This is a genomic window from Verrucosispora sp. WMMD703 (genome assembly GCF_049178935.1).
GTDB lineage: Bacteria > Actinomycetota > Actinomycetes > Mycobacteriales > Micromonosporaceae > Micromonospora > Micromonospora sediminimaris.
In genome coordinates this window covers 1,603,691-1,623,299 of record NZ_JBMHMM010000004.1, presented here as the reverse complement: position 1 = coordinate 1,623,299, position 19,609 = coordinate 1,603,691, and the positions used below count along the sequence as shown (strand labels likewise).

General features: G+C 72.5%; 23 protein-coding genes. 8 read left to right on the top strand and 15 right to left on the bottom strand.

Annotation, left to right across the window (positions count from 1 at the left end; all coding sequences use genetic code 11):
- Positions 1-97: 97 nt before the first annotated feature.
- The 8 genes from ligA to ACN26Z_RS08065 form a co-directional block, all read right to left on the bottom strand.
- On the bottom strand, positions 98-2,230 hold the full coding sequence (ligA, locus tag ACN26Z_RS08100) for an NAD-dependent DNA ligase LigA (protein WP_093401790.1): 2,133 nt from the start codon (positions 2,228-2,230) through the stop codon (positions 98-100).
- Positions 2,231-2,272: 42 nt separating this feature from the next.
- Positions 2,273-3,298: an ADP-ribosylglycohydrolase family protein gene (locus tag ACN26Z_RS08095; protein WP_282239750.1), complete on the bottom strand. Its 1,026-nt coding sequence runs from the start codon at positions 3,296-3,298 to the stop codon at positions 2,273-2,275.
- 103 nt (positions 3,299-3,401) lie between these two features.
- Entirely contained in the window at positions 3,402-3,770 is a 369-nt protein-coding gene (locus ACN26Z_RS08090) for a VOC family protein (RefSeq protein WP_421460538.1), read from the bottom strand.
- Positions 3,771-3,806: 36 nt separating this feature from the next.
- On the bottom strand, positions 3,807-4,805 hold the full coding sequence (locus ACN26Z_RS08085; RefSeq protein ID WP_282239752.1) for a methionine synthase: 999 nt from the start codon (positions 4,803-4,805) through the stop codon (positions 3,807-3,809).
- 150 nt (positions 4,806-4,955) lie between these two features.
- On the bottom strand, positions 4,956-6,029 hold the full coding sequence (gene mnmA, locus ACN26Z_RS08080; RefSeq protein WP_093402040.1) for a tRNA 2-thiouridine(34) synthase MnmA: 1,074 nt from the start codon (positions 6,027-6,029) through the stop codon (positions 4,956-4,958).
- Positions 6,030-6,078: 49 nt separating this feature from the next.
- A complete protein-coding gene (locus ACN26Z_RS08075; protein WP_421460537.1) occupies positions 6,079-7,254 on the bottom strand; it encodes a cysteine desulfurase family protein in 1,176 nt (391 codons plus the stop codon).
- 60 nt (positions 7,255-7,314) lie between these two features.
- Positions 7,315-7,965 (bottom strand): class F sortase, encoded by a 651-nt coding sequence (locus tag ACN26Z_RS08070; RefSeq protein WP_093401794.1) that lies wholly within the window; start codon positions 7,963-7,965, stop codon positions 7,315-7,317.
- Positions 7,962-8,792: a DUF4397 domain-containing protein gene (locus ACN26Z_RS08065; RefSeq protein ID WP_093401795.1), complete on the bottom strand. Its 831-nt coding sequence runs from the start codon at positions 8,790-8,792 to the stop codon at positions 7,962-7,964. The genes ACN26Z_RS08070 and ACN26Z_RS08065 overlap by 4 nt, the downstream gene beginning before the upstream one ends.
- A gap of 230 nt (positions 8,793-9,022) precedes the next feature.
- Here ACN26Z_RS08065 and ACN26Z_RS08060 point away from each other — a divergent pair, with 230 nt between their 5' ends.
- Together ACN26Z_RS08060 and ACN26Z_RS08055 are read left to right on the top strand one after the other, a co-directional pair.
- Entirely contained in the window at positions 9,023-9,625 is a 603-nt protein-coding gene (locus ACN26Z_RS08060) for an RNA polymerase sigma factor (protein WP_093401796.1), read from the top strand.
- Positions 9,579-10,334 (top strand): anti-sigma factor, encoded by a 756-nt coding sequence (locus tag ACN26Z_RS08055; RefSeq protein WP_282239756.1) that lies wholly within the window; start codon positions 9,579-9,581, stop codon positions 10,332-10,334. Before ACN26Z_RS08060 ends, ACN26Z_RS08055 begins: the two co-directional genes overlap by 47 nt.
- 105 nt (positions 10,335-10,439) lie before the next feature.
- On the opposite strand, the gene ACN26Z_RS08050 is transcribed toward ACN26Z_RS08055, so the two are convergent.
- The 4 genes from ACN26Z_RS08050 to ACN26Z_RS08035 form a co-directional block, all read right to left on the bottom strand.
- Positions 10,440-11,399: an electron transfer flavoprotein subunit alpha/FixB family protein gene (locus ACN26Z_RS08050; protein ID WP_421460536.1), complete on the bottom strand. Its 960-nt coding sequence runs from the start codon at positions 11,397-11,399 to the stop codon at positions 10,440-10,442.
- Positions 11,400-11,411: 12 nt separating this feature from the next.
- The gene (locus ACN26Z_RS08045; protein WP_421460535.1) at positions 11,412-12,191 is read right to left on the bottom strand and encodes an electron transfer flavoprotein subunit beta/FixA family protein; all 780 of its coding nucleotides are present in this window, start codon (positions 12,189-12,191) and stop codon (positions 11,412-11,414) included.
- A gap of 124 nt (positions 12,192-12,315) precedes the next feature.
- Entirely contained in the window at positions 12,316-12,738 is a 423-nt protein-coding gene (locus ACN26Z_RS08040) for a hypothetical protein (protein WP_373870731.1), read from the bottom strand.
- The gene (locus tag ACN26Z_RS08035) at positions 12,735-13,532 is read right to left on the bottom strand and encodes a GNAT family N-acetyltransferase (RefSeq protein WP_421460534.1); all 798 of its coding nucleotides are present in this window, start codon (positions 13,530-13,532) and stop codon (positions 12,735-12,737) included. Before ACN26Z_RS08035 ends, ACN26Z_RS08040 begins: the two co-directional genes overlap by 4 nt.
- A 50-nt stretch (positions 13,533-13,582) precedes the next feature.
- On the opposite strand from ACN26Z_RS08035, the gene ACN26Z_RS08030 reads away from it, so the two are divergent.
- The 3 genes from ACN26Z_RS08030 to ACN26Z_RS08020 are packed head-to-tail and all read left to right on the top strand — an operon-like array spanning position 13,583 to position 14,706.
- Positions 13,583-13,963: a YidH family protein gene (locus ACN26Z_RS08030; RefSeq protein WP_170863290.1), complete on the top strand. Its 381-nt coding sequence runs from the start codon at positions 13,583-13,585 to the stop codon at positions 13,961-13,963.
- Positions 13,960-14,262 carry a DUF202 domain-containing protein gene (locus ACN26Z_RS08025; RefSeq protein WP_093401803.1) on the top strand — a complete coding sequence of 101 codons (303 nt, stop codon included), beginning with the start codon at positions 13,960-13,962 and terminating at the stop codon, positions 14,260-14,262. Before ACN26Z_RS08030 ends, ACN26Z_RS08025 begins: the two co-directional genes overlap by 4 nt.
- Before the next feature lie 30 nt (positions 14,263-14,292).
- Positions 14,293-14,706, top strand: a complete 414-nt coding sequence (locus ACN26Z_RS08020) for a PLD nuclease N-terminal domain-containing protein (protein ID WP_282239759.1) — start codon at positions 14,293-14,295, stop codon at positions 14,704-14,706.
- A 24-nt stretch (positions 14,707-14,730) separates the two neighbouring features.
- Here ACN26Z_RS08020 and ACN26Z_RS08015 read toward each other — a convergent pair whose 3' ends face one another.
- Positions 14,731-16,353 (bottom strand): acetolactate synthase, encoded by a 1,623-nt coding sequence (locus ACN26Z_RS08015; RefSeq protein ID WP_282239760.1) that lies wholly within the window; start codon positions 16,351-16,353, stop codon positions 14,731-14,733.
- Between the two features lie 77 nt (positions 16,354-16,430).
- Complete coding sequence (locus ACN26Z_RS08010; RefSeq protein ID WP_421460532.1) at positions 16,431-17,204, bottom strand: enoyl-CoA hydratase-related protein; 774 nt, start codon at positions 17,202-17,204, stop codon at positions 16,431-16,433.
- A gap of 100 nt (positions 17,205-17,304) precedes the next feature.
- On the opposite strand from ACN26Z_RS08010, the gene ACN26Z_RS08005 reads away from it, so the two are divergent.
- Genes ACN26Z_RS08005 through ACN26Z_RS07995 form a run of 3 tightly spaced genes read left to right on the top strand, consistent with a single transcriptional unit; the run spans position 17,305 to position 19,121 of the window.
- Complete coding sequence (locus tag ACN26Z_RS08005) at positions 17,305-17,874, top strand: DUF6232 family protein (RefSeq protein WP_282239762.1); 570 nt, start codon at positions 17,305-17,307, stop codon at positions 17,872-17,874.
- A 48-nt stretch (positions 17,875-17,922) separates the two neighbouring features.
- Positions 17,923-18,402, top strand: coding sequence for a DUF6232 family protein (locus ACN26Z_RS08000; protein WP_282240594.1), 480 nt, complete (start codon positions 17,923-17,925; stop codon positions 18,400-18,402).
- Positions 18,403-18,449: 47 nt separating this feature from the next.
- Positions 18,450-19,121, top strand: coding sequence for a hypothetical protein (locus tag ACN26Z_RS07995; protein WP_282239763.1), 672 nt, complete (start codon positions 18,450-18,452; stop codon positions 19,119-19,121).
- A gap of 23 nt (positions 19,122-19,144) precedes the next feature.
- Here ACN26Z_RS07995 and ACN26Z_RS07990 read toward each other — a convergent pair whose 3' ends face one another.
- Positions 19,145-19,603, bottom strand: a complete 459-nt coding sequence (locus ACN26Z_RS07990) for a rhodanese-like domain-containing protein (RefSeq protein WP_421460531.1) — start codon at positions 19,601-19,603, stop codon at positions 19,145-19,147.
- Positions 19,604-19,609 lie beyond the last annotated feature (6 nt).

Here is a 19,609-nt window from a genome sequence, read left to right as displayed (position 1 = left end):
AATGAAACGCCCCCACCCCCCACTTTCCCGTCGCGACAGTCACGAATCGGTCGTAGTCGTAATTAAGTTGGTATCCGGCAGAGTGCCGTAAAGATCATCACTCCTCGACGCGGGCGACCTGCCGGGCCGCCTCGGGGCCGGCGTCAAGGAGCACCTGGAAACCCTCCTCATCGAGCACGGGCACCTTCAGACTGGCCGCCTTGTCCGCTTTGGAGCCGGGGTTGTCGCCCACCACGACGAAGCCCGTCTTCTTCGACACCGATCCGCTGACCTTGCCACCCCGGGACTGGATCGCCTCGGCCGCCTGGTCCCGGGAGAAACCGCCGAGCGTGCCGGTGACCACCACCGTCACCCCTTCCAGCGGGCGCGGCCCCTCCTGCACCGCCGCCTCCGCCATGCGGACGCCCGCCTCGGCCCATTTCCGAACCACCTCGCGGTGCCAGTCGACGGCGAACCACTCGCGGATGCTCGCGGCGATGGTCGGACCGACACCGTCGACTGAGGAGAGTTCCTCCTCGGTCGCCTGGTCGATCGCCTCGACCGAGCGGAAGTGTCGGGCCAGCGCCTGGGCGGCGGTCGGGCCGACGTGCCGGATGGAGAGGGCCACCAGCACCCGCCACAGGTCACGTTCCCGGGCGGTGGCGAGGTTGTCGAGCAGCTTGGCGGCGTTGCTGCCGAGGCTGCCGTCCTTGTTAACGAAGAACGGCGCGCGGGCCAGCTGCTCGGCGTCCAGCGAGAACAGGTCACCCTCGTCGGTGATGATCTGCGCATCGAGCAGCGCGGCGCCGCTCTTGTAGCCGAGCGCCTCGATGTCGAACGCGCCGCGCCCGGCCAGGTGGAACACCCGCTCCCGCAACTGTGCCGGACAGCTGCGCGAGTTGGGGCACCGGATGTCGACGTCGCCCTCTTTCGCGGGGGCGAGCGGGGTGCCGCAGGCCGGGCAGGTGGTCGGCATGACGAACGGCCGGGCGTCCGGCGGACGCAGGTCGACCACCGGGCCGAGCACCTCGGGGATCACGTCACCAGCCTTGCGGATCACCACCGTGTCGCCGATCAGCACCCCTTTGCGCTCGACCTCGCGGGCGTTGTGCAGGGTGGCGTACTCGACGGTGGAGCCGGCCACCCGGACCGGCTGGAGCACCGCCCGGGGCGTGACCCGACCGGTCCGCCCGACCTCGACCTCGATGTCGAGCAGGGTGGTGTTGACCTCCTCCGGCGGATACTTGAAGGCGATCGCCCAGCGTGGTGCCCGGCTGGTCGAACCCAGCCGCCCCTGGATGGGCACCGGGTCGACCTTCACCACCACGCCGTCGATCTCGTGCTCGACGTCGTGCCGGTGCGCCGCGTAGTGCGCGATGTAGTCCCGGACGCCGGCCAGGTCGGGCACCACCCGCCAGCGGTCGCTGGTGGGCAGCCCCCACGCCGTCAACGCCGCGTACGACTCGGACTGGGTGGCCGGCTGGAAACCGCGACGGGCGCCGATGCCGTGCACCACCAGGCGCAGCGGGCGGGAGGCGGTGATCCGTGGATCCTTCTGCCGCAGGCTGCCGGCCGCCGCGTTGCGGGGGTTGGCGAAGGGTGCCTTGCCCTGCTCGACCAGGCCGGCGTTGAGATCGGCGAAGGCGGCCACCGGGAAGTAGATCTCGCCCCGCACCTCGATGAAATCGGGGGCCGGGCCGAACTCCGCCGAGTCGGTCAGCCGACCGGGCACGTCCCGGATGCTGCGCACGTTGGCGGTGACGTCCTCGCCGGTGCGGCCGTCGCCGCGGGTGGCCGCCCGAACCAGCCGGCCGCCTTCGTAGGTGAGGTTGATCGCCAGCCCGTCGACCTTCAGCTCGCACAGGTAGGGCGCCGGACCACCCGCGTCCCGCTCGACCCTCTCCGCCCAGGCGGCCAACTCCTCGTCGGCGAAGGCATTGTCCAGCGACATCATCCGTTCGGCGTGGGCGACCGGAGTGAAGTCGGTGGAGAACGTGCCGCCGACCCGTTGGGTCGGTGAATCCGGGGTGCGCAACGCCGGGAACTCCGCCTCCAGCGCCTCCAGCTCGCGCAGTTGGCGGTCGAAGTCGGCGTCGGAGATCGTCGGCGCGTCGAGCACGTAGTAGCGGTACTGGTGCTCGGTCAGCTCCTGACTGAGCGTGGTGTGCCGCTCCCGCGCCTGCGGCGTCGGCTCGGGGCCGGCGGCCTCCTGCGCCGCATCAACCTGCTGGGGAACCGCTTCCTCCGACACCCTGCCGCCTCCGGACACCGCTGTCGACCTCCCGTGATCGTGCTACCCCCGCACGGTAGTCCCCGGGTGGGACAACCGTGCGGCCAGCGCGGCGAGTTGATCGGCGTACTCGATCCGGCCGGCCCAGTCCACCGGCCAGCCGGCCATCCCGTTGGCCGCGCCGACGAAGGCTCCGGCGAGGGCGGCGATCGAGTCGGAGTCACCAGCGCTCCGCGCACCTCGGGCCAGCGCGTCGACCGGGGCGTCCGGGTGCCGGAGTGCGCAGTACAGGGCCGCCGTGAGAGCCTCCTCCGCGATCCAGCCCGCGCCGGTGACGCGACACGGGTCGTCGCCGTCGTCCGGGGCGGCCAGGGCCACGTCGAGTCGGCCCAACGCCAGTAGGCACTCGTCCCAGCCACGGGCGATGAACTCCGCAGGCGTCCGCTCGCCCGGCCGTTGCCACAGGTCGCCCAGCCAGTCGGCCCGGTAGACCGTGCGCTGCTGCCGGGCCCGGGCGGAGAGCAGGCCGGGAAGGTCGGCCAGCGGAGCACCGTCGACCAGCAGCCGCACGGCGTACGCGGTCAGCTCGCTCGCCGCCAGTCCGGTGGGGTGTCCATGGGTCAGGCCCGCCTGGAGCTGGGCCAGCCCGGCGAGGGTGTCCAGGTCGACGTCGAGCAACCCGACCGGGGTGACCCGCATGTTCGCACCGCACCCCTTCGAGCCGGCCTCGGTCGCCTGCTGCCAGGGCAGGCCCCGGGACAGTTCGGCGCAGGCCCGCAGGCAGGTCATCCCCGGCGCGCGGTTGTTGTCCGGGCTGGCCGCCCAGTCCAGGAAGCGGCGGCGCAGCAGCGGCTCCACCGCCTCGGCGGTGTACGTCGGCGCGTCGTGCAGCGCCCAGCCCACCGCCAACGCCATCTGGGTGTCGTCGGTGACCAGCACCGGATCACCGATCAGCTCACGCGGGCCGGTCGGTCCGTACCGGCTGTCGATCTCGGCGACGGTGAGGAACTCGGTGGGTTTGCCGAGGGCGTCACCGAAGGCGAGCCCGAAGAGCGAGCCGGCGGCGCGCTGAGGCGCAGGGCTGATCATGACCGTGATGATGCCTGTCGGCCGCAAGTCCGTGGAGCGGCCGGTCGGACCACCACGGTCGGCCTGCCGGCCCGGCTGAGGTCGGCACCGGCAGGCCGGGCGGTCAGTCCCAGCAGAGGCAGAACGGGTGCCCAGCCGGGTCGGCGTAGACCCGGAAGCCCTCGCCCTCGCCGGGTAGCCGGCGGGCGCCCAGGGCCAGAGCCGCCTGCTCCGCCGCCTCGATGTCGTCCACCGTCACGTCGAGGTGGAACTGCTGGGGCCGTTCCGGGTCGGGCCAGGCCGGCGGGCGCAGCTCGGGGGCCCGTTGGAAGGCCAGCCGGGGCAGGTGGCCGGGCGGGCCGCCGAGCACCACCCATTCGTTGCCGTCGGAGTTGTCCTCGATCAGCGGCAGGCCGAGCAGCTCCGAGTAGAAGCCGGCCAGCGCATGCGGGTCGGGACAGTCGATCACCGTCGAACGCAGCTGTCCAATCATGGCGAGCATGGTGCCCGACGGGTACGACGAGAAACCTCACTCCTCGGACAGCCGACGCCCGGCGTCCCGGCAGGCCGCGAGCACCGCCCGGGCGTAGGCCGCGTCCGCCCCGGCCAGGCCGCAGGCGGGGGTCACCACCACCTGCTCGGCGAGCCGGCGGCGGGGAAACCCGAGGCGGTCCCAGAGGGTGCGTACCCGGTCGGCGAGGTCGGCGGAGGTCGGCGGGCGACCGGTCGGCGTCGTCGGCGCGGCACCGGCCAGCAGCCCGAACCCGGCGTCAAGCGCCTCGCCGAGCGGGTCGAGGTCGGTCAGCAGGCTCAGGTCGAGCGCGACACCGACCGCTCCGGTGGTGCGGAGCAGGTCCAGCGGCACGTGCGGGGCGCAACAGTGCACCACGGTCGGCACCCCGACCGCCTCGATCACCGTGCTCAGCAACGCACGGGCGTCGCCCGACTCCACCGCCCGGTAGGCACCGAGGCCGCTCTCGGTGGGGATCCGGCCGGCCAGCACCGCCGGCAGGGACGGTTCGTCCAGTTGGAGCAGCACCGAAGCGCGCGGCAGCCGGCGGGTGACCGCCTGCACGTGGCCGCGCAGCCCCTCGGCGAGCGAACCGGCGAGATCCCGCAGCGCGCCGGGGTCGCGCAGCATCCGACCGCCGATCGGCAGCTCGATCGAGGCGGCCAGGGTCAACGGGCCGGCAGCCTGGATCTTGAGTGGGCCGGCGTACTCCTCGGCCTGCTCGGCGAGCTGGTCCAGGTCGCGCTCCATCAGGTCGCGGGCCCGACGCAGGTCACGGCCGGGACGCGGGGCCACCCGCCACCGCGCCGCGTACAGCTCGATCGGCAACTCCACCAGCAGACCGCCGGTACGCCCGATCACGTCGGCGCCTGGCCCACGGGCCGGCAGCTCCGGCAGATGGGGCAGGTCGGGCAGCTCACCGAGAACGATCCGCTGGGCCTCGGCGATGTCGGCCCCCGGCAACGATCCCAGCCCCGTCGCCGCACCCGCTCCCCATGGCAGCCCCTGATCACTCACCGCCGCAGGGTACCTCCCGCGATCCTGGCCTCGCCGAGGTCACGGCTTGCGGTATGTCGGGCGATCACGGCGACGGGAAGGCCCGACATGCCGCAAGTCGTGACCGATCCTCCACCGACGGGGCGACGGGGCGAGGGGGCGTTGGCGCGGTCAGTCGGTGATGGTGGCGGAGCCGAGGACGATGTCACCGGCGGGGTCGGGGCGGTAGGCGACGATGGCCTGGCCGGCGGCGACGCCGCGCACCGGGTGGCGCAGGTCGGCGTGGAGGGTGTCGCCGGCCACCGTGACGGCGGCGGGCACCACCACGCCGTGGGCGCGTAGCTGGACCTCGCACTCGATCGGGCCGTCGGGTCGCGGCCCACCGGTCCAGACCGGGCGGGTGGCCCGGACCGTCGAGACCTCCAGCGCCTCGGCGGGGCCGACGGTGACGGTGTTCGTCTTGGGCGTGATGGAAAGCACGTAGCGGGGCCGGCCGTCCGGGGCCGGCCGGTCCAGGTGCAGACCGCGCCGCTGGCCGACGGTGTACGCGTACGCACCGGCGTGCTGCCCCACCACCGCACCGGTGGTCGCGTCGACCACGTCACCCGGCGTCTCGCCGAGGCGCCCGGCGAGGAAGCCGCGGGTGTCACCGTCGGCGATGAAGCAGATGTCGTGCGAGTCCGGCTTGTCGGCGACGGCGAGACCACGCTCGGCGGCCTCCTGCCGGACCTGCGCCTTGGTCGAGTCCCCCAGCGGGAAGATCGAGCGGTCCAGCTGCTCGCGGGTGAGCACCGCCAGCACGTACGACTGGTCCTTGGCCGCGTCGACGCTGCGGCGCAGCAGGCCGTCGGGGCCGAGCCGGGCGTGATGCCCGGTGACCACCGCGTCGAACCCCAGGGCCACCGCCCGGTCCAGCACCGCGGCGAACTTGATCTTCTCGTTGCAGCGCAGGCACGGGTTGGGGGTACGCCCCGCGGCGTACTCGGCGACGAAGTCGTCCACCACGTCGGCGTGGAAGCGGTCGGCCATGTCCCAGACGTAGAACGGGATGCCGAGCACGTCGGCGGCCCGCCGGGCGTCCCGCGAGTCTTCCAGGGTGCAGCAGCCCCGGGCACCGGTGCGGTAGGTCTGCGGGTTGCGGGCCAACGCCAGGTGCACGCCGGTCACGTCATGCCCGGCCTGCACCGCCCGCGCCGCCGCCACGGCGGAATCCACGCCGCCGGACATCGCCGCCAACACCCTCACCCGGACCACTCTCCCTTCCCACCGAGCCTATCTCCGCCCGCCACCGGGATCAGCGGGGCGTACGCGGGGCCGCCGCCCGCCGGGCCCGTTCCACGGCCCCCGGGAGAGCGGCGATGAGCGCGTCGATGTCCTCGGTCGTGCTGGTGTGGCCGAGGGAGAACCGCAGCGACGAGCGGGCCCGGTCGTCGTCCGCACCCATCGCCAGCAGCACGTGGGAGGGCTGTGCCACCCCGGCCGAGCAGGCCGAGCCGGTCGAGCAGGCGATGCCCTGGGCGTCCAGCAGGAGCAGCAGCGCGTCCCCCTCGCAACCGGGGAAGGAGAAGTGCGCGTTGCCGGGCAGCCGGTCGGTCGGGTCGCCGTTGAAGACCACCTCGGGGACCGCCTGGCGGACCCGCCCCACCAGGTCGTCGCGGAGCGCGGCCAGCCCGGCCGCGTACTCCTGCTGGCCCTTGACGGCCGCTTCGACGGCGACCGCGAAGGCGACGATGCCGGCCGCGTCGAGGGTGCCGGAACGCACGTCCCGCTCCTGCCCCCCGCCGTGCAGCAGGGGTACCGCCGGCACGTCCCGGCCCAGCAGCAACGCGCCGACCCCGACCGGGCCGCCGAGCTTGTGACCGGTCACGGTGAGCGCGGCGACGCCACTGGCGGCGAAGTCGACAGGCACCTGACCGACCGCCTGGATGGCGTCGGTGTGGAACGGCACGCCGTACTCGGCGGCCACGGCGGCCAACTCGCCGATCCGCTGGACGGTGCCGACCTCGTTGTTGGCCCACATGGCGGTGACCAGCGCCGCCCGGTCGCCGTGTTCGGCCAGCTCGGCGCGGAGCACGTCCGGGTGCAGCCGCCCGGCCCCGTCGACGGGCAGCCAGCCCACCTCGGCGTCCTCGTGCCGGTCCAGCCACTCCACCGCGTCGAGGACAGCGTGGTGTTCGACGGCGCTGGAGATCACCCGGCGCCGCCCGGCGTCGGCGGCCCGGCGCGCCCAGAAGATGCCCTTCACCGCGAGGTTGTCACTCTCGGTGCCCCCACCAGTGAAGATCACCTCGGACGGCCGGGCACCCAGCGCGGCGGCCACCCGCTCCCGCGACTCCTCCACCCGGCGACGGGCCCGCCGGCCGGACGCGTGCAGAGAAGACGCGTTGCCGACCTCGCGGGCGGTCGCGACGTACGCCTCCAATGCCTCGTCGAGCATCGGAGTGGTCGCGGCATGATCCAGGTAAGCCATCACAGTTCAGCCTAACGACCACTCCGATGCCGACCGCAGACCGGATTACCTGGCGGGACGTCAGACCGGTGCGGCGGTCACCACGATGTTGTCCCGGTAGCGGCGGGCGTCGGCGTCGAAGGGCCCGCCACAGGTGATCAGCGTCAGCCGGGGACGCCCGTCGCGGGCGAAGTACCGCTCCAGCGGAATCTTCGTCTTGTCGTACTCCTCCCGGGCCACCACCCGGTAGGTCCGCTCGGTCCCGTCTTCACCGGTGGCCGTCACGGTGTCGCCCGGTGCCAGTTCCCGTAGCCGGTAGAAGGCGCCCTTGCCCTGTTCGGCGCTGTCGACGTGTCCGGCGATCACCACCGAGCCGGACTCGGCCTCCAGTCCGGGGCCGTAGCGGTACCAGCCGATCTCATCGATGCTGGGCGGCACGTCGAACTCCCGGGTGCGCTCGTCGACCCCGACCGGGTCGACCCGCGCGGTGACCCCGATCGCGGGAATGCGCAGCCGGACCGGACGCACCGGTTCGGCGTCGTCGGGCAGCGCGCCCGGGACCACCGCCACGGCTGGTCCGGTGCTCGACGGCGTGGGGCTGGCCAGGGCGGCGGCCTGCTCGGCACCGACGTCCCCCGCCGGCCTGGAGACGACCGCCACCACCGCCGCCACGGCGAGCGCGGCGGCGCCGGCGGCAACCGCCGCCAGCGCCCCGCGGTTGACGACGGTCACCGGCGACCCGACCGGACGACAGCCGCCCGCGCCCCGCCCGCGACCAGCAGCAGGATCCCGGTGCCCGCCAGGGCGTACCACCAGGTGCCGAGGCCGGTGTCGGCCTGCCCGCCGGTGCCGCTCGGCACCCCGGACGGCGCCGAGTGCAGGCCGTCGATGGTCTGCGCCACGACGGAGAGGTTCTCCGCCTCGGCGGAACCGATGGCGTAGACGATCGTCGCCGTACCCTCCCGCAGGTTGAGGTCGGCCGGCCCGATCACCACCGTGTCGGTGCCGGCGAGCACCACGTCCGCCGAGACACTGCCGGCGTCCACGTCGCCCTTGGCCTCGTTCGGGTTGGTCAGGCCCTCGAAGACCGGGCTGCCGCCGGCCCGCACGTCCACGGCCGGCGCGGCGGCGGTGTGCCGGACGATCAGCCGGGCCTTGCCGGCGTCGACCTTCGCGGTGTCGTTGACGAACGGGGTGATCGTGGGCTCGCCGTCGGCGTTGAGGTGGGCGGCGATGCTGATGTTCGCCCCACCGGGCACCTCGGCGTCGTCGGCGGTGAGGATGGCCTGCTCGATCGGCTCGCCCGGCTTGGTCAGGGCGAGGTCGTACTGCCCCTCGGGCAGGTCCAGCGGCCCGGCCACGTCACCGGGCTCGAAGTTCTCCAGGGTCTTCTCACCGTTGACGTAGACGTCGACCGGGGTGTCCGGGATGCCGTGCACGACGGAGACCTTCGAGTCGGCGGCGTACGCCGGGGTCGCCGTCGCGATGCCGGCGCCGACGAAGGTCAGCGCGGCGACCGCGCCACCCGCGGCGGCGCGGCGAAGGTACGCGAACTGCATGTCTGCCTCCTGGTGTTTCGTGGCACTTCGTCATGCTTGCTGTGCACCCCGAGTTACGCCGGCTCCGCGCCGCCCGGATGCGGGCCGCGGCGACTTTCTTTTTCCGGCCGCCAGCGCATCCGTCAGGCACCGCCCGGACGAAGAGAGGCCGAGGAGACGCTGGGCTGACAGAGGGGACGGCACCGGTGCGAGCTACAGTCGGGCATGCCCCCAACCAGGCGAACCGTCCCGTGACCGGGATCCGGCAGCAGCCGGGCACACCCGAGGACGAGCTGGCCCGCCGCTTCCGGGCCGGCGACGAACTGGCGCTGCGTGAGGCGTACGACCGTTACGGCCGGGCGGTTCTCCACCTGGCCACCAGCACGCTTGTGAACCGCAGCGACGCGGAGGACGCGACGCAGGCCACGTTCGTCGCCGCCTGGCTCGGCCGGGAGACCTTCGATCCCGCGAAGGGCTCACTTGTCGGCTGGCTGCTGGGCATCGGCCGGCGCAAGGTGATCGACCGGCTCCGGTCCGCCGCCCGCGAGAACCGGGTGGTCGAGACCGTACGCCAACTGCCCGAGCCGGCACCCGCCGGCAGTGACCCGGACACCGTGGTCGACCGGCTGGTGGTGGCCGACGAACTGGCGCGGCTGCCGGACGAGCAGCGGCGCATGCTGGAATTGGCCTTCTTCGACGACCTGACCCACCAGCAGATCGCGACAGTGACCGGGGTGCCGCTCGGCACGGTCAAGAGTCACATCCGGCGGGGCATGGCGAGTCTGAAACGCAGATGGGAGGTGGACGGTGCAACACCTGGAGCACGACCGGCTGGTATTTCTGGCGCTCGGTGAAAGTGAGGTGGACACCTCCGACCGCACCCACCTCGACGCCTGCCCGCACTGCCAGGCGGAGTTGGAGAGCCTGCGCCATGTCGCCGGCCTCGGCGCCGCCAGTCAGGAGCTGCGCGAGCTGCCCGACCCGCCGGAACATGTCTGGCAGGGCATCATGGCCGAGATCACGGCGGCGAAGGAACTGCCCCGGCTCGCCGCCGACCGGCCACGGCCGGACCCGGCCGACCCGGTCACCACCGACACTCCGCCCGGCCCGCGCCGGTCGCGGCGCGGGCGCTGGTCACGGCTCGCCACCACAGCGATCACGGCGGTCGCCGCCGCCACCGTCGGTGTGGTCGGCACCGCCGCCCTGCTGCGTGACGGTACGCCCGCCGAGCCGACCGTGGTGGCCAGCGCTCCGCTGGCGGCGTACGGGTCGACTCCACCGGCGGCCCGGGGCGACGCCCGGGTGCTGGGCACCGGCGAGTTGCACCTGCACGTGGCGAATCTCCCGGCCGTACCGGGGTACTACGAGGTCTGGCTCATCAACCCGCAGAACATGGAGATGTTCTCGGTCGGTGTGCTCGGCGACGGCGCTGACGTGCTGCTGCCGCTGCCGCCGAACGTCGACCTGGGGCAGTACTCGGTCGTCGACGTCTCGGCCGAGCAGTTCGACAACAACACCGCCCACTCCGGCGACAGCCTGTTGCGGGGCTCCCTGACGGGCTGATCGGCGGGCCGGTTCAGCTCCCCGGCCCGCCGATCAGCTCCCTCGTACCACCGACGCGACACAGCCGCCGCCCGGGAATCCGGACGGCGGCTGCTCGCGTACGACTCACTTGCGCTTGCGGATCTCCTCGGCGGCCTGCGGGACGATCTTGAACAGGTCGCCGACCACGCCGAAGTCGGCCAGCTCGAAGATCGGCGCCTCGCCGTCCTTGTTGACCGCGACGATGGTCTTCGAGGTCTGCATACCGGCCCGGTGCTGGATCGCGCCGGAGATGCCAAGCGCGATGTAGAGCTGCGGGGAGACGGTCTTGCCGGTCTGACCCACCTGGAACTGGTGCGGGTAGAAGCCGGAGTCGACCGCGGCCCGGGAGGCGCCGACGGCGCCGCCGAGCAGGTCGGCCAGTTCCTCGACCAGCTTGAAGTTGTCCGCGTTACCGACACCGCGGCCGCCGGAGACGACCACGCCGGCCTCGGTCAGCTCGGGACGGGAACCCTTCTGCTCGGCCACCCGGTCGACGACCTTGGCCAGCTTGTCGCTGTCGGTGACGGCGACGGTGAGCTGCTCGACCGCGGCAGTGGCCGCGGCCGGCGTCGGGTTCACCGAGTTCGGCCGGACGGTGACCAGCGGCAGCCCCCGGGTGACCTTGGACTTCACGATCGTCGACCCGGCGAAGGCCACCTGGGTGGCGGTGCCATCGGCGGCCAGGCCCACCACGTCGGTCAGGATGCCGTTGTCCAGCTTGACCGCCAGCCGGGCGGCGATCTCCTTGCCTTCCTGCGACGAGGCGAGCAGCACGGCGGCCGGCTGCACCCGCTTGACCAGATCGGCGACCACTGTGGCCTTCGGCGCCACCAGGTAGCCGTCGATCTCGTCACCCTCGGCCGCGTAGATCTTCTCCGCGCCGTACTCGCCCAGCTTGCCGGAGAGCGCCTCGGCGGCACCGGCGCCACCGAGCACCACCGCCGACGGTGAGCCAAGCTCCCGGGCGAGGGTGAGCATCTCCAGGGTGACCTTCTTGACGCCGAACTCCGCGGTGGCTTCGACGACGACGAGAACCTCAGACATGTCCCACACCCCTCACACGAACTTCTCGGTGGCGAGGAACTCGACGAGCTGCGTGCCGCCGGAGCCCTCATCGGTGACCTTGACGCCACCCGAACGCGGCGGACGCTTGCTGTGCTCGACCACGGCGCTTGTCGCCCCGTCGAAGCCGACCTCGTTCGCGGCCACACCCAGGTCGCTCAGGGCGAGCGTCTGCACCGGCTTCTTCTTCGCGGCCATGATGCCCTTGAAGGAGGGGTACCGGGGCTCGTTGATCGTGTCCCACACGGAGACGATGGCCGGGGTCGAGGCGGTGACCACCTCGTAGCCCTCCTCCGTCTGCCGCTCCACGGTCAGCGTGGCCCCGTCGACCGTGAGCTTGCGGGCACCGGTCAGCGCCGCGATGCCCAGCCGCTCGGCGAGCATGTGCGGCATCACCTGCACCCGCCCGTCGGTCGACTCCGAGCCGCAGAGCACCAGGTCGGCGTTGAGCTGCCCCAGCGCGGCGGCCAGCACCTTCGAGGTGGCGACGGCGCAGGAGCCGTGCAGGGCGTCGTCCACCACGTGCACCGCCTTGTCCGGGCCCATCGAGAGCGCCTTGCGGATCGACTCGGTCGCCCGGTCCGGACCCATGGTCAGGATCGTCACCTCGCCGCCGTGCGCCTCCTTGATCTTCAACGCCTCCTCGATGGCGTACTCGTCCATCTCGTTGATGACGTTGTTCGCCGAACCGCGGTCGACAGTGTTGTCGTCAGTACGCAGGTTGCGGTCCGCGCCCGAATCAGGCACCTGCTTGACGAGTACGACGATGTTCATCGCGCTTCGACGACCCTCCTGCTGTGGTTATGTGATCTTTTCGCCCCAGATCTGGGCGCAGCCTCGCGCGTGCGGTGCCGTCCGGTCAACCATGGGCTGTTGTGCGGTTGCCCACGGCGTCATGTTACCTGTCAGTAGCATCTGCGCCCAGCACGCCCCTGATGCGTTCGATCACCTCGGCCTCGGCCGGACTCACGCCGTCGTGGGCGCGGGCCGTGCGATCGGCTGCGGCCAGCACCACCGCGCGGTAGACCGGGACGTCCTGCGGGACCTTCTCGGCCAGGATCTCGACGCCCCGGCGCAGCGCCGGCAGCACCACCGACTCCACCTCCAGCGCCGAATCGCGCGGCAGTTTCGGCAGCGGCCCGCTGGTCAACGCCTCCTTCACCACGCCACTGGCGTCGGCCATCGCCCCGGAGGCCGCGAAGCTCTCCCGGAACAGCGCGATCACTCCCGGGTCGGCGTTCGAGACCATGAGCACCGCACCGAAGGCACCCGTCTTCAGGGTCATCTTCTCGTCGTCCGTCAGCCGCTGGCTCATGATCACGGAGTGTAGACGTAGGGCGTGGTGGTGGTGACCGGGACAAGCCCGAGCCGCTCCAACACCGGGCGACTCTCGTCCGACGCGTCGACCTGCACCAACGTCCGGCCACGCGCCCCGGCCAGCCGCGCCCGGTAGGTGACCAACGCACGGTAGATGCCCTTGCGTCGCCACTGCGGCAGCGTCGAGCCGCCCCAGAGTGTGGCGAACGTGCTGTCGGCCGGGTACCGCACCCAACCGGCGCTGACCATCATCTCGCCCGCCTCGGCCACCACGACCGTGACCGCCTGCGGATCGGTGCCGATCTCCCGCGCCAGCGCGTCGGCCAGTCCGGACAGGTCACGCCCCCACACCTGCGACTTCAGCTCCGCGATCCGGTCCAGGTCCGCGCGCCCGGTCACCTCCCGCAGGCGTACGCCCTCGGGCGTCACCGGCAGCGCGGAGGCCAGCGGAGCGACCGGGCCGACCACCACGGTCTCCTGCTCCTCCGGCACAAAGCCGGCGGCGCGCAACCGCTGCGGCAGGTCGGCCGGCTCGTCATGACCGTGCAGCTTCCACTCGACCGGCTCACCCCGCTCGCGGAACACCACAACCTGCCGGGCGATCAGCTCGTCGAGCGCGACGCCGGCCAGCCCACCGAGGTCGCGGTAGGTCACCATGCCCCGCTGGTCCAGGCCCCGCACCCGGAACAACGGACCGTCGGTCTCCACCACGACGCCGTCGGGCACCGGGTCGGGTAGATCCGGCCGCAGCTGGGTGTCGTACGCCGCCCGCAGGGTGGTCGCGTCAAGATCCGTCATGCCCCCAACCTATTCCCGCAGGAAACCGGATAATCACCACCGTGTGGCAGATGATCAGGAACTGGTTCGATCCGCAGGAGATGCGGTCGGTGGGTAGCACCCCCGACTACCGCTTCTCCCTGGCCAACGAACGCACGTTCCTGGCCTGGCTACGTACCGGACTGGCGTTGATCGCCGGCGGACTCGCCGCCGCGCAGTTCCTGCCGACCCTGTCCCTGGTCCACCTGCGCGAGGCGATCGCCGTGGCGTTGCTGCTGCTCGGCGGCGTGGTCGCGATCCGGGCCGTCGACCACTGGGCCCGCACCGAACGGGCCATCCGGCTCGGCGAGGAGTTGCCCGCGTCCCGCTTCCCGGCCGTCCTCGCCCTGACCGTCGGCCTCGGCGCGCTGTCGCTGGTGGTGGCGGTGCTGGCCGGCGCGATCAGCGGATGAGCACGGTTCGCGACCCGGGGCTGCAACCCGAACGCACCCGGCTCGCCTGGCGGCGCACCCTGCTCACGCTGACCGTGGTGGCGCTGCTGACGGTCCGGCTCGCGCTCACCGGCGGCCCGGGCGGGGCCGGGGCGGCGGCGCTGACCATCGTCGGCTGGGGTGTGATCGTCACGCTCTGTTGGCGGCGGGCCACCGGCAGCGGCGTACCCCGTACCGACGGTCGACCACTCGCCCTGGTGGGGCTGGCCGCCGCCGGATTTGCGCTCCTCGGAGCGCTGCTGGTGCTGCGCGGGCTGTGACCGCTGCGCGCGGTAGGTAATGATGGTTACATGGCCCGGCTGTACATCCTCCTCTTCCTGGTGCAGGTCGTCCTCGCCGTCTGTGCCCTGATCAGCTGCCTCTCCGCCGAGGAGGACGGCATCCGCCACCTCCCGCGGATCGCCTGGCTGCTGATCATCCTCTTCTTTCCGCTGGTCGGCTCGATCGCCTGGTTCGTCGCCGGGCGGGAGCGCAAGGCCGTCGGCGGGTCGATGTCCTGGGCTCCGGGCGCGCGCCCGGCCGAGCGTCCCCGGCCGCTCGCCCCGGACGACGACCCGGAGTTCCTCCGCACCATCGAGGAGCGCTCGCGCCGGGAGGACCAGGAACTCTTCCGCCGTTGGGAGGAGGACCTCCGCAAACGCGAGGACGACCTGCGCAAACGCGAGGGCGAGCCACCGCGCGAGGAACCCCGCCCCGAGGTGTGACGGCCGGGGCGGGATCCTGCGGGTTCAGGCCAGGTTCGAGGAGCGGGGGTACGCGTCGGCCGGATCGGTGAGCACGTTGACCAGGTACGGCACCCCGGCGTCGAAGGCCCGCTGCAGGGCCGGCCCCAGCTCGGCGGCCTTGGCGACCGTCTCGCCCGCCCCGCCCAGCGCGCCGACCACCTGGTCGTAGCGCAGCTCCGGCTGGAGGTCGGCGGCCACGTCGTAGCCGTACATGGCCCGCATCGGGTGCTTCTCCAGGCCCCAGATGCCGTTGTTGCCGACCACGATGACCACCGGCAGTTTCTGCCGGGCCAGCGACTCCACGTCCATCAGCGAGAAGCCGGCCGCCCCGTCGCCCATCAGCACGCAGACCTGCCGGTCCGGGTGGGTGACCCGGGCGCCCATCGCGTAGCCCATGCCGGTGCCGAGGCAGCCGTACGGGCCGGGGTCGAGCCAGGTGCCGGGCTGGGCCGGCTCCAGGTACCGCCCCGCGTACGAGACGAAGTCGCCGCCGTCGCCGATGGTGACCGCGTCGCGGGCGAGCACCTTGCGCAGCTCGCCGTAGATCCGGGCCGGACGGATCGGGTCGGTCTCGGCCGCCATCTCCTCGGCGTCACGGGCCTTGGCGGCGTCTTCCGCCGTCCGCAACTGGGCGACCCAGTCGTCGTGATCGACGCGGTCGCCCGGGTGCTCGGCCAGGGCGGTGAGGATGCCGCGCAGGTCACCGGCGGGGGCGACGGCGGGCTGTACGTGACCGGCGCGCTGGCTGGGCGCGTCAACGATGTGCACCACCTGAGCCTCGCCGAAGTCGCCGAAGGAGAGCCGGAAGTCCAACGGGGTGCCGATCACCACGACCACGTCGGCGTTGGACAGGGCAACCCGACGGGCCTTGGCGAAGGCCAGCGGGTGCTCCGGCGGCAGGGCGCCCCGACCCATGCCGTTGGTGAAGACCGGCACGGTGAGCGCCTCGGCCGCGGCACGCAGCTCGTCGACGGCGTCACCGGTCCAGACGTCCGACCCGGCGATGATCACCGGACGGGCCGCGCCGGCGATCAGCGCGGCGGCGCGGGCCACCTCGTCGGGGTCGGCTTCGAGCGGGCTGAGCTGCGGCCCGGCCGGCAGCTCCGCGTCGCCGACCGAGAAGACCGCCTCCAGCGGGAAGTCGAGGAACACCGGCCCCCGGTGCGGGGTGAGGGCGGTGGTCAGCGCGGCGGCCACCGCCCGGGGGATGTCGTCCGCGCTGAACACCGTCTCCGCGTGCTTGGTGACCGGAGCGACCAGCGGAAGGTGGTCCATCTCCTGGAGGCTGCCCGAGCCCCAGCGGAACTGGGGTGCCCGGCCGCCCAGCACGAGCACCGGCGAGGCGTTGAAGAAAGCACTGGTCAGACCGGAGATGCCATTTGTCACACCGGGGCCGGCGGTGAGCACGGCCAGCCCGGGGCGGCGCTGGAGCTTCGCCACCGCCTCGGCGGCGAAGACGGCGGACTGCTCGTGCCGCACGTCGTAGATCGGGAAATCGGTCTTGTGCGCGGCATCGTAGAGCGGGAACACGTGCCCGCCGGAGAGGGTGAACATCTCCCGCACCCCGTACGCGCGCAGCGCCGCGAGGGCGAGTTCCCCGCCGTGGCCTTCGATCCGCTCCGTCATTCCCGCTCCTTCTCGTCGCCTGACCGGAGTCACACGCTACTGGCCGGTAGAAGGAATGTGAACCATTCTCGACGCGCTCAGCGTCCGGTGAAGTCCGGCTTCCGCTTCGCCACGAAGGCCGCCATCCCCTCGCGCCGGTCGTCGGTGGCGAACAGCGCCGCGAAGAGCTGGCTCTCCCAGGCCAGACCTGAGTTCAGATCCATGTCCAGGCCGCCGTCGACGGCAAGCTTCGCCGCCCGCAGCGCCTGCACCGGACCGGTGAGGTACGGCCGCACCATCGCCACTGCGGTGTCGTACACCTCGGCCGCCGGGGCGACCCGGTCGGCCAGGCCGATCCGCAGTGCCTCCTGCGCGTCCACCATCCGACCCGACATGATCAGATCCTTGGCGCGGGCCGGTCCGACCAGCCGGGCGAGCCGCTGGGTGCCCCCCGCGCCGGGGATGATGCCGAGCTTGATCTCGGGCTGCCCGAGCTTGGCGTCCTCGGCCACCACCCGCCAGTCACAGGCCAGCGCCAGTTCGCAGCCGCCGCCGAGGGCGTAGCCGGTGATCGCGGCGACGACGGGCTTGGGGATCCGGGCGATCGCGCCGAGCGCGCTCGACAGGTCGGCGGCCCGCGCGGCCATGTCCACGTAGGACATCTCCGCCATCTCCTTGATGTCCGCGCCGGCGGCGAAGACCTTCTCCCCGCCGTACACGATGACCGCTCGGACGTCGTGGTCGGCGGTCGCGGCGGTGGCGGCGGCGCGCAACTCCTCCTGCACCTGGGTGTTGAGGGCGTTCATTGGCGGCCGCTCCAGCCGGATGGTGCCGATGCCGTCCCGGGTCTCCAGCCGCACGAACTCGCCCACGCTGAGCCTCACTTCCTCGTCGAAGTCGCGTGCCAACCTTACGACCCGCCTCGTTGGGGTAAGTAGTCTGGTGCCAGCCCCGTCAGTCGGGAGTCGCACGATGAACCCTCGCCAACCCGAGCCGCGCGCTGGCCGTGCCGCGCCGCCGTCGCCGCACCCGGGCCGGACGCGCGGCCAGGACGCGAGGCGTCCCGCCGTCACCTACTACGACGATCGGTCGGTGCGGGTCACCTCCGCCGCCGTCACCGTCGAGGACCGGGTCTACCCACTGGCCGAGATCAGCGAGATCTGGCACCAGCACGGCACCCGCTCCTGGCGAGTGCTGGCCGGACGGGGTGCCATCGGTGCCGCCCTGGTCGCCCCACTGGTGGCCGCCGCCGCCGGAGTCGCGCTGGCCATCCGGCTGGACCGCTCGGCGACCGTCACGATCGCGATCGTCGGGGCCTCCGTGCTGGTCGGGCTGGCGGTCGGGCCGGTCGCCGACTTCCTCTTCGAGCACCTCGACCGTTCCTACGCCCGGGGCAGCCGGCAGCGGGAGGTCTGGATCCGCTGGCGGGGCCGCCCGGTGCAGTTGCTCCGCACCCCGGACGCGCTGCGCTTCGGGCAGATCTACCGCGCCGTGCAACGCGCCATGGAGGTCGGCCGACCGATACCACCCCGTCGACGCTGAGCGACCGCACGACAGCACCAGGTTGCCCAACGGTGCTTAAGCTTAATGATGGCGCTCTATTACCGGGACGACGCGGTGCAGGTGACCTCCGAGGCGATCCGGGCCGGTGGGCACGTCATACCGATCACCGAGGTCACCTACGTCTGGCACGCCAAGGGGCGCACCACCCTCGCCGTACGCGGGCGGGTCATCGGTAGGGGCGTCCTGGTCCTGCTGCTGTCGCTGCCTCCACTGGTGGGGCTGATCTGTGTGCTCTCGCTGGCCTGGTCCGCGCAGGACCGGGGCGAGTGGCTACCGGCGCTGATCGTGCTCGCCGCGTGCGTCATTGTTCCGCTCGCTTTCGTCCCGTTCCTGGAGATTCCCCTCGGCTGGCTGGACCGCTCCTACGAGCGCGGCAACCGGGTGCTGGAGCTGTGGGTGCAGTACCGGCGGCAGGAGGTGCTGGTGCTGCGCACCCCGGACGCGCTGCGGTTCGGCCAGATCTACCGCGCGGTGCAGCGCGCCGTCGAGCAGCAGAGCGACAGTTGACAGCCGTCGTCGGGCGGTGGTGGCCCGCCCGACGCACACTTGATTCCATGGCACTCCCCCTTCCCCGGCCGACCGCGGTCCTCGGGCTCACCCGTTCCGCCCTCGACCAGGCCGCCTCCTTCGCCGCCATCCCGGCCCGCGCGTTCGCGGTGCTCGACGAGGTGGAGGCGCTGCTGGCCCGAATCAACGGCGTGGTGGACCGGGTCGAGCAGACCCTGGACCGGACCGACCAGATGGTCACCGACGCCGAGGTGGCGGTCCGCGAGGTCGCGGTGATCAGTGCCGCCGCCACCGCCGCCGTGGACACCGCGACCGAGGTGGCCGCGGCAGCGGCCGTCGTCGTGGAGTCGGCGGGGTCGGTGGCCGGGCGAGCCGCCGAGACCGTGGGTACGGCGGCCGAGGCCGCCGCCACCGCGGCCGAACTGCTGAAGGCGTACGAACCTGCGCTGCGGCGGGCTGCGCCGATGGCCAACCACTTCGTCGAGCAGCTCAGCCACGAGGAGGTGACCGCGGCGGTCCGGCTGGTCGACGAGTTGCCGAAGCTGCGGCAGCACCTCACCGCCGACGTCCTGCCCATCCTGGCCACCCTGGACCGGGTCGGCCCGGACCTGCACGACCTGCTCGACGTGACCCGGGACCTCAAGCTCGCGGTGGCGGGCATCCCCGGCCTGTCGATGCTGCGCAGACGGGGCGAGAAGCTCAACGACGACGCCGACTGACCAGGCCGGATGTCGGCCGGCGGTCAACAGTCGCAGGCGACGGCGGTTCGTGGGGCGGTCAGGTCGTCCACCGGCCGGCGAGTGGGTCCCGTGGCGGTCACCACGGGCAGGCCCTCCCGGACCCAGTACTCGTAGCCGCCGCGCATCTCCTTGACCGGGTAGCCGAGTCGGGCGAACTCCAGCGCGGCCCGGGTGGCACCGTCACAGCCGGGCCCCCAGCAGTAGGTGACCACGCGCGCGCCGGGCGGCACCGCCTCGGCGGCCCGCTCGGCGATCAGTTCGGTGGGCAGGTGCACGGCACCGGGCAGGTGGCCCTGCGTCCAGGCCGCGTCGCCGCGCGAGTCGACCACGACCAGGTCGGGCACGACCACGGTGAGGTCGGCGTGCACGTCGGCGACGTCGGTCTCGAAGCGCAGTCGGGCGAGGAAGTGGGCGACAGCGGTGGACGGATCGGCAGCCGGTACGGCGAAAGCTCGGGTCATGCCCTG